The following is a 14,996-nucleotide window of genomic DNA, read 5'->3' on the forward strand; positions in this document are numbered from 1 at the left end:
GAGTGAATCATCCGGGCCCGTGGCCGGACGGGCTCGTCGCCAGCTCGGCCAGGAGATCGTCCCGCGCCTGCTCCAGGGCCCACAGCCGGCGCCCGCGCGCCGGGACGCGGTCGTCGGCGAGCAGGAACGCGATCTCGCCCTCCACCGCGGCGAGCCGCTCGCGCGCCGCCGCCCGGGCCACCACCCGCTCCGCCTCCCGCGCGACCTCTCGTGCCGCCGCGCCGATCCCCAGCGCCTGCTGCCCCTGCTCGAGCCACCGTCGGAGTCCCATGGGCTCCTCCTCATCTCGTGGTGGCCACGACTAAACCGGTTCAAAGCACGATCCCGCAAGACCTTGCGCGATGTCGATCGACGTGCCGTTGAACCGGTTCATCCCGCCGTCGTCTGCTGGTCTCCTCCCGGGTCCGGGAGAATCGAGCCGTGCAGACCGACGGGCGCCGGGGCGGGCGGGTCACGCTCGCGACCGTCGCCGACGCGCTCGGCGTCTCCCGGGCGACGGTCTCCAACGCCTACAACCACCCGGAACGTCTCAGCGCGGCCCTCCGGGACCGGGTGCTGACGACCGCCCGTGAGCTGGGCTACGCGGGCCCCCACCCCCTCGCGGCGACGCTCTCGCGGGGACGGGTCAACGCCCTCGGCCTCGTCTACGACGACCCGATGTCGTTCGCCTTCCGCGACCCGGCCGCCGTGCTGTTCCTGCAGGGTGTCAGCGAGGTGTGCGAGCACGAGGACCTCGCGCTCGTGCTGATCAGCGGGGGCCCCGAGGGCGCGGTCGCGCGTGTCGCGCTCGTCGACGCCGTGATCTGCTACTGCGACGTGCCAATTGAGGGCAAGCTCGCCGCGATCGTCGACCGCGGCCTGCCGTTCGTCGTCGTCGACGGGCCCCGCCTCCCGAGCGCCGGCCACGTCGGCATCGACGACCGCCGCGGCGCCGCCACGGCGGCGCGCCACCTGCTCGACCTCGGCCACACCCGCCTCGGGGTCCTCGCCATGCCGCTGGTGGACGACGGGTGGGAGGGCACGGTCGACGAGGACCGCCAGGACCGCGCCCGCTACCGCGCCTCGCGCGAGCGGCTGATCGGCTACCGCGAGGCGGTCGAGGCCGCGGGGCACCGCTGGTCGGCGGTGCCGGTGGAGGAACGCGTCCCCTACGGCCGTGACGCGGGCCGGCGCGCGGCGGCCGCCCTGCTCGCCCGCCGTCCCCGCCCGACCGCCCTGCTCGCGATGAGCGACGAGCTCGCCCTGGGCGCGATGGCCGCGGCCGCCGACGCCGGGCTCGCGGTGCCCGGCGACGTGTCGATCGTGGGGTTCGACGACATCCCGGCGGCCGCCGACGCGCACCCGGCGCTGACGACCGTGCGCCAGCCCCACCGCGAGAAGGGACGCCTCGCCGCCGAGCTGCTGCTGCGCCCGTCCACCACCGCCGACGAGCACCGCCTGCCGGTCGAACTGGTGGTCCGCGCGTCGAGCGGACCCCCGCCCTGGCGGTGACGGCCCCCTCCGAACGGAGGGCCCCGGGACCGTCCGCGCAGACACCGTGTGGGGCCCCGCGCGCGGATAGGCTGCGGCGAAGCACGTCTCGCGGAAGGGTTTCCATGGCTGGTCAGTGGTTCGAGTCCGTCGCCGAGGCGCAGCGGCGCGCCAAGAAGAGCCTGCCGAAGTCGGTCTACGGCGCCTTGGTCGCCGGCAGCGAGGCGGGCGCGACGCTCGAGGACAACATCAACGCCTTCCGCGAGCTGCAGTTCCTGCCGCACGTGTGCGACCTGCCGTTCGAGAAGGACCTGACCACCACGGTCATGGGCCAGGAGATCTCGATGCCGGTGATCGTCTCCCCCACCGGGGTGCAGGCGGTCAACCCGGAGGGCGAGGTCGCGGTCGCCCGCGCGGCGAAGAACGCCGGCACGGCGATGGGCCTGTCGTCGTTCGCCAGCCGCTCGGTCGAGGACGTCGTCGAGGCCAACGACAAGACGTTCTTCCAGATGTACTGGGTGGGCGACCGCGAGACCCTGGCCGCCCGCGCCGAGCGCGCGAAGAAGGCCGGCGCCAAGGGCCTCATCGTCACCCTCGACTGGTCGTTCTCCCACGGCCGCGACTGGGGCAGCCCGTCCATCCCCGAGAAGATGGACTGGAAGACGATCCTCAAGTACATCCCCGAGGGCGCCACCCGCCCGAAGTGGGGCCTCGCGTTCCTGCGCTCCGGGAAGATCCCCGACCTCACGGTCCCGAACATCCCGACCCAGGGCGAGCAGCCGCCGACGTTCTTCGGCGCCTACGGGCAGTGGATGTTCACCCCGCCGCCCACCTGGGCCGACGTCGCGTGGCTGCGCGAGCAGTGGGGCTCGGACCTCCCGTTCTCGGTCAAGGGCATCACCCGCATCGACGACGCCAAGCGCGCCGTCGACGCCGGCGCCACGGCGATCCAGGTGTCCAACCACGGCGGCAACAACCTCGACTCCACGCCGGCGCCGATCCGGGTGCTGCCCGGGATCGTCGAGGCGGTCGGGCGCGACGTCGAGGTCATCCTCGACGGCGGCATCCGCCGCGGCAGCGACGTCGTCAAGGCGCTCGCGCTGGGCGCGAAGGCGGTCGCGATCGGCCGCGCGTACCTGTGGGGCCTCGCCGCCGCGGGCCAGCCGGGCGTCGAGAACGTCTTCGAGATCCTGCGCGGCGGGATCGGCTCGGGCCTCATGGGCCTGGGCAAGTCCTCGGTGCACGAGCTGGTCCCCGAGGACCTGATCATCCCGCCGAACTTCACCCGGCAGGCCGTGAACTGACCCCGTCACGACAAAGACCCCCTGCCGGGAAGCCCGGTAGGGGGTCTTTCGTCTTTCGGGGTCTGGGGGCGGAGCCCCCAGGGTGCGGTAGCGGTGGGATTCGAACCCACGGTGGGCAGAACCCACACGCGCTTTCGAGGCGCGCTCCTTTGGCCGCTCGGACACGCTACCGCCGACAAGGCTACGGGACGCTCTCCCGACGATCTCTACCGGGCCAGAAGTCGAGCAGCAGCGCCGCGCACTCCGCCTCCCGGACCCCGCCGACGACCTCCGGGCGGTGGTTGAGCCGCCGGTCGCGCACGACGTCCCAGAGGGAGCCCACGGCCCCGGTGCGCGGCTCCCAGGCGCCGAAGACGATCCGGTCGACCCGCGCGAGGACGGCCGCGCCGGCGCACATCGTGCAGGGCTCGAGGGTCACGACGAGGGTGCAGCCGGCCAGTCGCCAGCCGTCGCCGTGCTCCCGGGCCGCCTGCCGGATCGCCAGGATCTCGGCGTGCGCGGTGGGGTCGCCGGTGGCCTCGCGGGCGTTGGCGGCCGCGGCGAGCTCGCGCCCGTCGGCGTCGATCACCACCGCGCCGACGGGGACGTCGTCACCCGAGGTCCGGGCGACCTCGAGCGCCCGGCCCATCCACCGGTCGTGACTACGGAGCAGCGGTCTCCACGACCTTCGCCAGCTCGTCGGCGAACCCGCAGCGGCGAGCGATCGCCGTCAGCTGCTCGTCCGGGTAGAGATCGATCTCCTCGACCAGGACCGCCAGCTCGTCGGAGGGCACGCCGAGGTCGGCGAGCATGCCGAGGTCGCCCTCGGGCCACGGGTCGTCGTCGGCCTCGTCCTCGTCGGGGACCTCGAGGCGCAGCAGGTCGAGCACGTCGGCGGCGACGTCGTAGTCGAGGGCGGCGACGGCGTCGGAGAGCAGCAGGGCCACGCCGCCGGGCGTCGGGCGCACGAGCACGAAGAACTCGTCGTCGACGTCGAGCAGGCCCAGCACCGCACCGGTCGAGCGCAGGGCCCGCAGGGCGCTGATGGCCGCGTCGAGGTCGGCCAGGCTCCCCCGGTCCATCGCGACCGCGCGCCAGCGTCCTTCCTCGCGCGTCACGGCCACCGCCCACCCGTCGAGGGGTGCGACGGTTCCCGCGCCGCCGCGTGTCGCGGTGGAGCCTCCAGGGCCCTGGCCTGCCATACCTCTACGGTAGGGGCGGGTGTGTCTGCGTGGAAGTCCGACGAGGTCACGGACGCCGGACGGTCGTCGTCACACTGCGTCCGGGCGTCCGGACGGTCACCGAGGGGTGAACGCAGGGGTCGGCGCACGCCGCGACCACACGACAGGGGTGCCAGGATCGGACGGGTGAGTGCTCCGGAGCGGCGAGCGGGTGGTCGCCGCGCGGCACACCGTGCCCCCGAACGGGCGCTGCTGGCCGAGGCCCGCGCCCTGCAGCCGCGCACGCTCGCCCTGCGCCGCGTGCTGCACCGCAACCCCGAGGTCGGACTGACGCTGCCGGTGACCCAGGCGGCCGTGCTCTCCGCGCTGCGGGAGCTGCCGCTCGAGATCACGACCGGTCACGGGCTCAGCTCGGTGACCGCGGTCCTGCGCGGCGCGCACGCGGGACCGACCGTGCTCGTCCGCGCCGACATGGACGCGCTGCCGATGGACGAGGACTCGGGGGTGCCGTTCGCCTCCGAGGTCGAGGGCGCCATGCACGCCTGCGGGCACGACCTCCACACCGCGATGCTCGCCTCGGCCGCCCGGCTGCTCTGCGACCGGCGCGAGCGGCTGGCCGGCACCGTGGTCTTCATGTTCCAGCCCGGCGAGGAGAGCGCCCACGGAGCGCGCACGATGCTCGACGAGGGGCTCCTGTCGGCCGAGGGCCCGGGCGGCGTCCCGGAGTCGGCGATGGCCCTGCACGTCACGTCCCGCCTCGCCGCCGGCACACTGCAGACCCGCCCCGACTCGATCATGGCGTCGTCGGACGACCTGCACGTCCGCGTCACCGGCCGGGGCGGGCACGCGTCCGCGCCGCACGACGCGCTCGACCCCGTGCCCGCGGCGGCCGCGATGGTCGGCGCGCTGCACACGATGATCACGCGGCGGATCAGCGCGTTCGACCCGGCCGTGCTCACCGTCTCCCACATCAGCGCCGGCACCACCACCAACGTCATCCCCGAGACCGCCCTGCTCGAGGGCACCGTGCGCACGCTGTCCGAGGAGACCCGCGGCCGCGTGCTGGAGGAGATCGGGCAGGTGTGCACGGGCGTCGCCACCGCCTACGGCTGCACCTGCGAGGTCGACATCGAGGCCGGCTACCCGGTCACCGTCAACGACCCCGACGTGGCCGACCGGGTCGCCGACGTCGGGCGTTCGGTGCTGGGCTCGCGCTTCGTCGAGCCGATGCCCGACCCGATCATGGGTTCGGAGGACTTCTCCTACGTCCTCGGGCGCGTGCCGGGGGCGCTCGCCTTCCTCGGCGCCTGCCCCACCGACGTCGACCCGGCCGAGGCGCCGCCCAACCACTCCAACCGCGTCGTGTTCGACGAGGACGCGATGGTCGCCGGGGTCGCCCTGTACTCGGGGTACGTCCTGGACACGCTGCGGCCACGCTGACCTGCGTCCGGGACCCCGTTCGGGCGTATGGCCCTCACTCTCGCGGGTCGTCCTATCGTCGGCCGCGTGGAATCCGCAGGTGCCACCCTCGCCGCCGCCCAGGGCCGTCCGGTGTGCGTCATCGGGCTCGGCCTCATCGGGGGCTCGCTGCTCCGGGCCGCCACCGACGCCGGCCGTGACGCCTGGGGCGCGTCCGCGTCGACGACGACCGCCGAGAAGGCCGCGGCCGACGGCTACGACGTCGCCGGCTCGGTCGACGAGGCGCTCGCCCGCGCCGCCACGGAGGACGCCCTCGTGGTGCTTGCCGTGCCGCTGACGGCCCTCGACGACGTGCTCGCGGTCGTGGCCCGCGAGGCGCCCGGGTGCCGGCTCACCGACGTCACCAGCGTCAAGGGCCCCGTCGCCGAGGCCGTGGCCCGCCGCGCCCCGGCGACGCGGTTCGTCGGCGGGCACCCGATGACCGGCACCGAGTTCTCCGGCTGGGACGCGGGCTCGCTGCAGCTGTTCCACGAGAAGGTGTGGGTCGTCGCCACCGAGGACGACGCCGACCTCGAGGTCTGGGTCGACGTGGCCGCGCTCGCCCTGGCCTGCGGCTCGGTGGTCGTCCCGGCCGCGGTCGACGAGCACGACCTCGCCGTCGCCCGCATCTCCCACCTGCCGCACCTGTTCGCCGCCGTGCTCGCCGCCGTCGGCGCCGACGGGGGCGAGCTGGCCCTGGCCCTGGCCGCCGGGTCGTTCACCGACGGCACCCGGGTCGCGGGCACCCGCCCCGAGCTGACCGCGGCGATGACCGAGGGCAACCGCTCGGCCCTGCTGGCCTCGCTCGACGACGCCCTCGGCCGCCTGGGCGCGGCGCGCGGGTCGCTGGCCTCCACGGGCGGGCTCCTCGCGACCCTGCGCGCGGGCCACGACGGGCGCACCGCGCTCGACGGGGCGCGGACCGCCCGCCGCGAGGAGCGGATCGACCTCGAGGGCACGCCGGCGGAGTTCCTGGAGTCGATGCGCGAGCTCGGCCGCACCGGCGGGCGGATCATCGGCTGGACCGCCGAGGCCCTCGACGCCGCCGACGAGGCCCTGGGCGTCCTGGAGGGCTAGCGGTGTCAGCGGTGGGCCACCGCAGACACTGGGCGTCAGAATCGCCGCACGCTCGCCGGCGCGACACGCCGTGCTGGGCGTGCCGGGTCGCCGGGGAGCCGCCTGCCGCACGGGCGAGCTGAGACGGTCTCAGCGAAGTCGCCCCACGGCGTCGACCGACTCCGGTACATTCGAACACATGTTCGAAGGATTCGTCGACGAGAGCGCCCCGGCCGGTGCGGTCGGGGTCGTCCCGGGTCCTGAGCTGGCCGATCACCTGCTCGCCGCCGAGCTCCTCGCCCCGGCTCCCGACCCGGCCGACCACTCCCCGGACGGTGAGGACGCCTGGCAGAGGGCCACGGGCGAGGGGCTCGACCGGGTCGCGGGCTGGGCGCGGATGACGGCGTGGTCCCAGGCGCAGGAGATGCTCGCCGTCGAGGCGATGGTGTCCCGGGCCGTCCGGCGCGCCGAACAGCGACCGTCGGGCACGCCGCTCGACGACCATGTCGGGAGCGTCGCGGCCGAGGTCGACTCGCTGGTCGCCGAGCTCGCGCTCGCCTGGCAGGTGGCCCAGCGCACCGCGGCCCGCCGGGTGGACGAGGCCGTGAGCCTGGTGGGCGGCCTGCCGCTGCTCGTCGAGGCGATGCTCGACGGACGGCTGTCGCTGGCCCACGTCCGCTCGGTCGGCGGGGTCCTGCTCGACCTCGACCCCGCGCTGCGCGAGCGCCTCTCACGCGAGCTCCTGGAGGGCACCGCCGCCGGCCGGCCGATCGCCCGCACCCCGGCCCAGCTCGCCGGCACGGCCCGACGGGCCGCGGTGCGTCACGACCCCGGGAGTGCCCGGCGGCGCGAGCGCGCCGCGGCCCGCGAGCGCGGTGTGCACCTCGGGGCCGAGGACCACGGCATGGCCACCGTGACGGCCTACCTCCCCGCCGCCGAGGCACTGCTGCTCTACCGGACGATCGACGCCCACGCCCGGCGTCTGTGCCCGGCCGATCCCGGCGATCCGTCGGACGGTGACGACGGTGAGCGCTCCCCCGGCGCCCGACGCGCCGATGCTGTGGTCGACCTCGTGGCCCTCGGCGCGCTCGCCGCCGCCGGCGCACACCCCGAGCCGGACCCCACGTCCTCGCGAGGCGACGACGCGGTGCCCGGGCCGGACCCCACGCCCGCGCGAGGCGACGGCGCGGTTCCCGAGCCGCGGGAGCCTGCCGACGAGGCGGGCCCCGACGGGACGGCCCGCGGGCGCCGCTCCCGGACGACGGATCGGCGGGCCCCGGCGCGCCTGCCGCGCAACGTCCAGGTCCGGGTCGTGGTCCGGGCCGACACGCTCCTCGGTCTCGACGAGCAGCCGGCGGAGCTGGTCGGCTACGGCCCCATCACCGCGGACGCGGCCCGCACCCTCGCGGCCGACGCCGACGCGACGTGGCGCCGCATCCTCACCGACCCGCTGTCGGGCACGGTGCTCGACGTCGGCCACCGGCGGTACCGACCACCGGAGGCGATGGCGGAGCACGTCCGCAACCGCGACCTCACCTGCACGTTCCCGGGCTGCCGCGTGCCGGCGCAGGCGTGCGACCTCGACCACCTCGTGCCCTTCGACCCCCACGATCCCGCGGGACGCACCGCCGCCGACAACCTCGATCCCGACTGCCGCCACCACCACCGGATCAAGCACCTCCCGGGCTGGTTCGTGGCGCGCGGCCCGGAGGGGTCGGTGCTCTGGACGACGCCCTCCGGGCGCCGGTACCGCACGGTGCGACCGGTCCTCCTGCCCGCGACCCCGGAGACCGGGCCGCCACCGGACTCGCCACCGGAGTCGGCACGGTCGGGGTCGCCACCGTCGGGCGCGGCTCCCGAGTCCGAGCCCCGGTCCGAGACCGGCGAACGACCCGGCGCCGAGCGCTCCGGTGCGTGCTGCCCCACGCCGGCTCCGATCGACGACGAGGTCCGGTGGCTGCTGGAGGAGCAGCTCCGCCGACCGGCTCCGAGCCCCCCGACGCGTGGACACGACGATGAGCCGGCGTTCTGACCCCGGCGGCTCCGCCCGGCGCCGGCTCGCGCACGCCGGCGCGGTGCGCGCCTCAGAAGAGGGTGTCGTGCTGGGGCGCCCGCTCGCGGCGGGCGTGCCGCGGCCGACGGGAGGGCGCCGGGGTCTGGGGCGCGGCCTGGGCCGGGACCGGCGACTGGACCGGCGTGCGGGTCAGGGTGGGCCGGGGCGGGCCCGCGGCGAGGGTCGGGTCGACGCGCACCCAGTCGCCGCCGGAGTCGCCCGAGCGGTACGGCGTGCCGCGGCGCTTCGCGATCACCCCGGACAGGCGCTGGGCGACCACCCCGGAGAGGAGCGCGGGACCGTCGTCGTAGGCAGGGGAGATCTGGATGCGGGTGGCACGCGAGAGGTCGAGCCGCGAGAGCACGGCCCGCCGCTCCTCGAGGGGCCGGGGGTCGAGCGGCACGCCGTAGAGACGCACGACGTCGTAGACCATGAACACCGCGGGGCGTTCCCGGGCCAGCGCGCGGGCCCGGCCGGCGTCCTCGGTGTGCAGGCGCTCGCCCAGGGCGTCGCCGGAGGGGCTGCCACCGTCGATCATCACGGCCTCGCCGTCGAGCAGGCCGTCGGCGACGGCGTCGACGAGGCCGGCGAACTCGGGGAACCGCGCGGTGACGTCCTCGCCCTCGGCGGTGCGCAGGGTCAGCTCGCCCTGGTCGACATCGGCGAGCAGGCGGACGCCCGCCCAGTCGACCTCGTAGCTCCAGCCGTCGTCGACCGGCAGGTCGCCGGGAACGGGGAGCATCGGACGCACCCGGCCATCGTGCCTCCGCACACCGACAATCCCGGGGACCGGGGTCGGCGCGTCATTGACTGGGACGAATGGTGCCGGTGGGGCATGCTGGTGCCGACGCGCGGTGACCGTCCGCCCACCGCGCCGACCGACGAGAGGGGCCGATGATGCGCGCGATCTGGAACGGCGCGGTGTCGTTCGGACTCGTGAACGTGCCGGTGCGGCTGTACGCCGCCACCACGAACCACGACATCCGCTTCCACCAGGTCCACGAGCGCGACGGTGGCCGCATTCGCCAGAAGCGCACCTGCTCGGTCTGCGGCGAGGAGGTGCAGTACTCCGAGATCGCCAAGGGCTACGAGACCGACGACGGCCAGCTGATCATGCTGGACGACGACGACCTCGCGACGCTGCCGGTCGCGTCCGGGCACGAGATCGATGTGGTGCAGTTCGTGCCGTCCGAGCAGATCGACGCCCTGCTGCTCGACAAGAGCTACTACCTCGAGCCGGAGAGCAAGGCGGTCAAGCCCTACGCGCTGCTGCGCGAGGCGCTGCGCGAGACCGACCGCATGGCCGTGGTCAAGGTGGCGCTGCGCCAGCGGGAGACCCTGGCGCTGCTGCGGGTCCGCGACGAGGCGATCGTGCTGCAGACGATGCTGTGGCCCGACGAGGTCCGCGAGCCGGAGTTCGAGACCCTGCGCACCGAGGTCGACCTGCGGCCGCAGGAGATGCAGATGGCCTCGTCGCTGGTCGAGAGCCTCTCGGGCGAGTTCGACTCGAGCCAGTTCGAGGACGACTACCGCCAGGCCGTCTCCGACCTCATCGACTACAAGCGCGAGCACGGCGGCGGGCGCCCGACCCCCGAGGCCGCCCCCGCCGACGAGGGCGACGACATGACCGACCTGCTCACCGCCCTGCGGCGCAGCGTCGAGGCGGCCGGCGGCAAGGCTCCGGCCGAGGAGCCCGCGAAGGCCTCGAGCCCGGAATCCGGGTCGGAGTCCGGGGAACAGGCCGCCGCCGAGGAGAAGCCCAAGCGCTCCCGCTCGCGCACGAAGAAGACCGAGGAGACCACGGGGACGACCGAGGAGGCCGCCGAGGAGGCCCCGAAGAAGTCGACACGGTCCAAGAGCTCGACCAAGAAGAAGTCCGACGACGACGAGACCGAGACGGCCTCGACCTCGAAGAGCCGCCGCAGCAAGTCGGCCTGACCGCGGGCGGGAGGCTCAGCCGGCGGCAGCCTGGTCGGGGACGTCGTAGCCCTGGTCCTCGATCACGTCGACCAGCGCGCGCACGGTGACGGCGTCGTCGTGCTCGACGTGCACGCTGCGGGCGTCGACGTCGACCTCGACGGCCTGCACACCGTCGAGCGGCCCGACCGCGCCCTCGATCGCCGACTTGCAGTGCCCGCAGTGGATCTCCGGGACCGACAGGGTGGTGCTGGCCATGGCGCGGCCTCCGTTTCGTCGCGGCGGGGTCGGGGGAGCCCCCGGCGTCAAGCGACACCGTCCTCCTGCGAGGACGCGTGCATACCCCCCGAGGGTACCGATGACGCGAGGGAGCGCCGCACGATCATGGCCGAGAACAACCAGCTGCAGGGCAAGACCGTCATGTTCCTCTGCGCCAAGGAAGGCACCGAGCAGGTCGAGCTCACCGAGCCGTGGAAGGCGGTCGAGCAGGCCGGCGGCACCCCGGTGCTGGTGTCGGAGACGCCGGGCTCGATCCAGGCCTTCAACCACCTCGACAAGGGCGACCGCTTCGACGTCGACGCGGTCATCACCCAGGTCAAGATCGAGAACTACGACGCCCTGGTCCTGCCGGGCGGCGTCGCGAACCCCGACCTGCTGCGCACGATCCCGGACGTCGTCCAGGTGGTCGGGCAGTTCGTCGCCAACCGCAAGCCGGTCGCCGCGATCTGCCACGCACCGTGGACGCTGATCGAGGCCGACGTCGTGCGGGGCCGCCGCCTGACCTCGTTCCCGAGCCTCGCGACCGACCTGCGCAACGCCGGCGCGGAGTGGGTCGACGAGGAGGTCGTCGTGGACCAGGGGCTGATCACCAGCCGCAACCCCGACGACCTGCCGGCGTTCTGTCGGACGCTGGTCGAGGAGTTCGCGAACGCGCCGACCCCGGCCCACGCGCTCTCGGCCGACCAGGCCTGACGCCCGCGGGAGGGCCCGCGACGCCGGCCGGCAACCGGGCGAATCACGCTCGGCCGGTCGGCGTCATCGCGCGGGCATCACGGGGGCACGGACATACTCCCGGCCCATGCGCAGACGCACCGCCCGCACCGCGGCCGCCCTCGGCCTGATCGCGGGCCTCGCGCTCGCCGGATGCGGCACCGCACCGCAGACCCCGCCGCCGGCCCCCGCGACACCCCCCACCACCACGACCGGCTTCCTCCCGCCCGGCGTCCCCACCGAGGGCACGCGCCCGCCGACGGACCAGCTGCCCCTGGCCGCCGAGCCGCAGGGCGCGCCGGAGCCCACGGCCACCCCGCCCGGCCGGCAGGTCCAGGTCGGCTCCGCGCCCGAGGGCGTGGTCGTCGACCCGGTGACGCGCACGGTGGCGGTGGCCAAGCGCAACCCGAACGAGCTGGTCCTGCTCGACGCCGACACCGGCGCCGTCCGCACCCGCACCCCGCTGCCCGGCTTCGTGCGCCACCTCCAGCTCGCCGCTCCGGGCGGCCCGGTGCTGGTGCCGGTCGAGAGCGCCAACGCGGTGGTCCGGGTCGCGCTCCCGGGCGGGCAGGCCGACCCGCCGCTGGTCGTCGGGACCGTGCCCCACGACGTCACCCAGGCCCCGAACGGCACCGTGATCGCGGCCGACGAGCTCGGCGGCACGGTCTCCGCCGTGCGCGGCGACCAGGTCGTCAAGGTCTTCACCGACGCCGTGCAGCCCGCGGGGGTGGCGCCCGTCGGCGACACCGTGGGCATGGTCGACGTCCGCAAGAACACGCTGACCACCTACGACGTCGCCGGGCTGCGCATCGTCGGCGAGGTCCCGTCGGGCGCAGGCCCGACCCACCTCGTCGCCGACCGCCACGGCCGCATGATCGCGACCGACACGCGGGGCGACGCGGTGATCGTCTTCGAGCCGACCTCCGGCCCGAACGGCGGCCCACGCGAGGTGGCCCGCGTCGCCCAGCCCGGCGGGCCGTACGGCATCACCTACGACCCGGTCCGCGACCGGCTCTGGGTCGCGTCCTCGGGCACCAACGAGGTGATCGGCTACGACATGACCGCCCCGCAGCCGCGCGAGGTGGCCCGGGTCGCCACCGTGCAGAACCCCTACACCGTCGGTGTCGACCCGCAGACCGGCCGGCTCTACGTCGCCGGCGTCTCCACCGGCGTCGTCCAGATCGTCGACCCGCCGGCCTGAGGTCCGGGGAGTCCCCGGGACCCGATCACCCGCCGGTGATCAGGTCCTGGGGGATCTCCTCGTCCTCGCGGATCGCGTCGAAGTACTGACCGGACTTCTGGCGGTTCCACACGACGCCGCCGGAGACGCTGGTCGACAGGTCGATCGGCACCGTCGAGGTGACCCCGCTGCCGCCGGAGAGCGAGCGCATCGCGAACCCGAGGCTCGCGAGGTTCCAGACGTGGGTGCTGTCGTCGACCGTCAGCGTGGCGATCGCGGAGTTCGCGAACGGCACGATGCGGAACGGGTTGAGCAGCACCGTCGGGCTCGACGCCTCCGAGATCAGCGCGGAGAGGAACTTGCGCTGGTTCTGGATGCGCTGCAGGTCGGCGTTGGGGAACGCGCGGGTCCGGACGAAGCCCAGGGCGTTCGGGCCGTCGAGGTCCTGGCAGCCGGCCGGCAGGTCGATGCCCGCCTTGGGGTCGTCGATCGCCTCGTCGAGGCACATGTTGACGCCGCCGATCGCGTCGACCATGCCCGCGAAGCCCTCGAAGCCGATCTCCGCGTAGTGGTCGATCTCGATGTCGGCGTTCTGCTCGACGGTCTGGACCAGCAGCTTCGGCCCGCCGATCCCGTACGCCGAGTTCAGCCGCCCGCGGCCGTGGCCCGGGATCGACAGGATCGAGTCGCGCGGCAGGCTGGTCAGCGACGTCTGGCCGCCGAAGCCGCCGACGTGCACGAGCATCATCGTGTCGGTGCGGCTGCCGTCGACCTCGCCGGTGGAGAGCTGCTGGGCGGCGGTGTCGTCGAGACCGGCGCGGCTGTCCGAGCCGATGATCAGCCAATTGGTGCCGGAGCTCGCCGAGCCCTCGTACTCGGGCAGGGCGTCGATCCTGGTCATCTGCGTGTCGAGGTAGATCCCGAACCCGACGAACAGCAGGACGATGACCGCCAGGATCGCGCCGATGCGCTTCGGCCAGCTCCAGTGGGCGAAACGGCCCCCGCGTCGGCTGCCGCCGCGTCCGCCGCCACCACCACTGCCGCTCCGCGACCATGCCGGGCGTTCGGGCAGGCGCTCGCGCCACGACGGTCGGTCCTGGTCGCGGGCCGCGCGGGCGACCTCGGGGTCGTAGCCGACCTGCGGGTCGCGGTTCCAGTCGGGCCCGCCGACGCGGGTGGGCTGCTGACGCGGGCCACCGGGAGGGGCGGCCGCGGCGCCCCCGGCGCCGGCACCGTTGCCCCCACGACCGCGGCCACCGGTCCGGGAGCCGCGGCCCGGCATCTGGAAGCCGCCGGGACGGGGCGGGCCCTGGGGTGGGCCTGCCGGCGGGGGACCGGGCGGTCGCCCCGCGGGGCGTCCGGGAGGGGGCCCGGGAGGGGGTCCGCCCGGACCCGATGGGGGTCGCCCCCGGCCGGGGGGTCCGCCGGGTCGGTTCATCGCCGTTCACCTCGCGCCTCGCGTCGACGGGGCGCCGGTGGCGCCCGGGCGGCTCTCGGTAGCGGCCGCGGGGCCGTCGTGATCGAAGAGGATACGCAGGCCACGGGCCCGTCCAGCGCCCCCCGCTGTCCGAGATGGCGCCGGGACGACTTCGCGACCGACTCCGCGGAGCCGAGCCGGACCCGGGCGCGGGTCACACGTTCAGCCGAACGCCACCTCAGGGGCGGGGTCGATCACGACGCCGCGGGGCTCACTCGTCGCCGCGGGCGGTGCGGTCGATGACCGCGAGGATCAGCTCGGTGACGGTCGGCGTGAGCTCGCCGAGCCGGTCCCCCCGGCCGTCCTCCACGGCGTCGAGGACGAGCTCGTTGATGCCGCCGACGAGCGCGACGGCGGTGGGCCGCGGCAGCCCGCGCACCCCGGCGAGCTCGGGGACCCCGGCCTCGCCGTCGTCGCCCGATGCCCAGCGGGCCGCCCCGAGGGCGACGAGGGCGGAGAGCTGCTCGGCGAACCGGTTCAGCACCGCGCGCCGCACCTCCCAGCCCCGGGGACCCAGCCCGCTGATCTCGGTCAGCAGGGTGCGGGTCAGGGCGGGCTGCTCGGCGAGGGCGTCGAGGTAGGCCCGCGTGCCGGCCGTCACCTCGTCGGCCAGCGACGGCGGGGTCGCGTCCGGGGCGGCCTCCACGGCCGGGGCGACGGCCTCGGCGATGCGGGTCAGCGGCTGCTCGGCGGCGGTGGCGTAGGCGGCGAGGAAGCAGTCCTCGCGATCGGAGAAGTGCTGGTAGAACGTCCGCTTCGAGACCCGGGCGGCCGCGACGACGTCGGCGACGGTCACGGCCGCGTACCCGCGCTCGGCGACCAGCTCGATCATCGCCTGGACGAGTCGGTCGCGGTGCCCGGAGCTCGCGGGCGCGCTCGAACCGGTGGCGGCGGGAACGGACACTGGACAACGGTACCACCGCGTACCACA

General features: G+C 75.0%; 15 protein-coding genes and 1 tRNA gene. 8 read left to right on the forward strand and 8 right to left on the reverse strand.

The features are described 5' to 3' along the window. Positions 1-7 precede the first annotated feature (7 nt). Positions 8-271, reverse strand: coding sequence for a hypothetical protein (locus tag WCD41_RS08665; protein ID WP_337712998.1), 264 nt, complete (start codon positions 269-271; stop codon positions 8-10). 149 nt (positions 272-420) lie between these two features. On the opposite strand from WCD41_RS08665, the gene WCD41_RS08670 reads away from it, so the two are divergent. Further along, positions 421-1,491, forward strand: a complete 1,071-nt coding sequence (locus tag WCD41_RS08670) for a LacI family DNA-binding transcriptional regulator (RefSeq protein WP_337712999.1) — start codon at positions 421-423, stop codon at positions 1,489-1,491. A 104-nt stretch (positions 1,492-1,595) separates the two neighbouring features. Further along, on the forward strand, positions 1,596-2,774 hold the full coding sequence (gene mftD, locus WCD41_RS08675) for a pre-mycofactocin synthase MftD (protein ID WP_337713000.1): 1,179 nt from the start codon (positions 1,596-1,598) through the stop codon (positions 2,772-2,774). 85 nt (positions 2,775-2,859) lie between these two features. Here the strand turns inward: mftD and WCD41_RS08680 are convergent. The 3 genes from WCD41_RS08680 to WCD41_RS08690 all read right to left on the reverse strand — a co-directional run bounded on the left by WCD41_RS08680 (position 2,860) and on the right by WCD41_RS08690 (position 3,955). Then, positions 2,860-2,945: transfer RNA gene (locus WCD41_RS08680), tRNA-Ser, on the reverse strand. A 10-nt stretch (positions 2,946-2,955) separates the two neighbouring features. After that, entirely contained in the window at positions 2,956-3,426 is a 471-nt protein-coding gene (locus WCD41_RS08685; RefSeq protein WP_337713345.1) for a nucleoside deaminase, read from the reverse strand. Next, positions 3,416-3,955, reverse strand: a complete 540-nt coding sequence (locus WCD41_RS08690; RefSeq protein WP_337713001.1) for a tRNA adenosine deaminase-associated protein — start codon at positions 3,953-3,955, stop codon at positions 3,416-3,418. Before WCD41_RS08690 ends, WCD41_RS08685 begins: the two co-directional genes overlap by 11 nt. Positions 3,956-4,120: 165 nt before the next feature. On the opposite strand from WCD41_RS08690, the gene WCD41_RS08695 reads away from it, so the two are divergent. The 3 genes from WCD41_RS08695 to WCD41_RS08705 all read left to right on the forward strand — a co-directional run bounded on the left by WCD41_RS08695 (position 4,121) and on the right by WCD41_RS08705 (position 8,480). Then, positions 4,121-5,374 carry a M20 metallopeptidase family protein gene (locus WCD41_RS08695; protein WP_373695088.1) on the forward strand — a complete coding sequence of 418 codons (1,254 nt, stop codon included), beginning with the start codon at positions 4,121-4,123 and terminating at the stop codon, positions 5,372-5,374. Positions 5,375-5,440: 66 nt separating this feature from the next. After that, entirely contained in the window at positions 5,441-6,469 is a 1,029-nt protein-coding gene (locus tag WCD41_RS08700; RefSeq protein ID WP_337713002.1) for a prephenate dehydrogenase, read from the forward strand. A gap of 178 nt (positions 6,470-6,647) precedes the next feature. After that, a complete protein-coding gene (locus WCD41_RS08705) occupies positions 6,648-8,480 on the forward strand; it encodes an HNH endonuclease signature motif containing protein (protein ID WP_337713003.1) in 1,833 nt (610 codons plus the stop codon). A 52-nt stretch (positions 8,481-8,532) separates the two neighbouring features. Here WCD41_RS08705 and WCD41_RS08710 read toward each other — a convergent pair whose 3' ends face one another. Next, complete coding sequence (locus tag WCD41_RS08710) at positions 8,533-9,243, reverse strand: ATP-dependent DNA ligase (protein ID WP_337713004.1); 711 nt, start codon at positions 9,241-9,243, stop codon at positions 8,533-8,535. 152 nt (positions 9,244-9,395) lie between these two features. Between WCD41_RS08710 and ku the strand changes: the two genes are divergently transcribed. Next, a complete protein-coding gene (gene ku, locus WCD41_RS08715; protein ID WP_337713005.1) occupies positions 9,396-10,439 on the forward strand; it encodes a non-homologous end joining protein Ku in 1,044 nt (347 codons plus the stop codon). Between the two features lie 15 nt (positions 10,440-10,454). Here the strand turns inward: ku and WCD41_RS08720 are convergent, their stop codons facing one another. Continuing rightward, positions 10,455-10,676, reverse strand: coding sequence for a copper ion binding protein (locus WCD41_RS08720; RefSeq protein ID WP_337713006.1), 222 nt, complete (start codon positions 10,674-10,676; stop codon positions 10,455-10,457). Between the two features lie 126 nt (positions 10,677-10,802). On the opposite strand from WCD41_RS08720, the gene WCD41_RS08725 reads away from it, so the two are divergent. Further along, a complete protein-coding gene (locus tag WCD41_RS08725; protein WP_337713007.1) occupies positions 10,803-11,390 on the forward strand; it encodes a type 1 glutamine amidotransferase domain-containing protein in 588 nt (195 codons plus the stop codon). Positions 11,391-11,496: 106 nt separating this feature from the next. Then, positions 11,497-12,609, forward strand: a complete 1,113-nt coding sequence (locus WCD41_RS08730; RefSeq protein WP_337713008.1) for a YncE family protein — start codon at positions 11,497-11,499, stop codon at positions 12,607-12,609. Between the two features lie 25 nt (positions 12,610-12,634). Here WCD41_RS08730 and WCD41_RS08735 read toward each other — a convergent pair whose 3' ends face one another. Together WCD41_RS08735 and WCD41_RS08740 are read right to left on the reverse strand one after the other, a co-directional pair. Next, complete coding sequence (locus WCD41_RS08735; RefSeq protein ID WP_337713009.1) at positions 12,635-13,870, reverse strand: LCP family protein; 1,236 nt, start codon at positions 13,868-13,870, stop codon at positions 12,635-12,637. 406 nt (positions 13,871-14,276) lie between these two features. Continuing rightward, positions 14,277-14,969 carry a TetR/AcrR family transcriptional regulator gene (locus WCD41_RS08740; protein WP_337713010.1) on the reverse strand — a complete coding sequence of 231 codons (693 nt, stop codon included), beginning with the start codon at positions 14,967-14,969 and terminating at the stop codon, positions 14,277-14,279. Positions 14,970-14,996: the final 27 nt, after the last annotated feature.

This window comes from Actinomycetospora aeridis, from assembly GCF_037400275.1.
Classification (GTDB): domain Bacteria; phylum Actinomycetota; class Actinomycetes; order Mycobacteriales; family Pseudonocardiaceae; genus Actinomycetospora; species Actinomycetospora aeridis.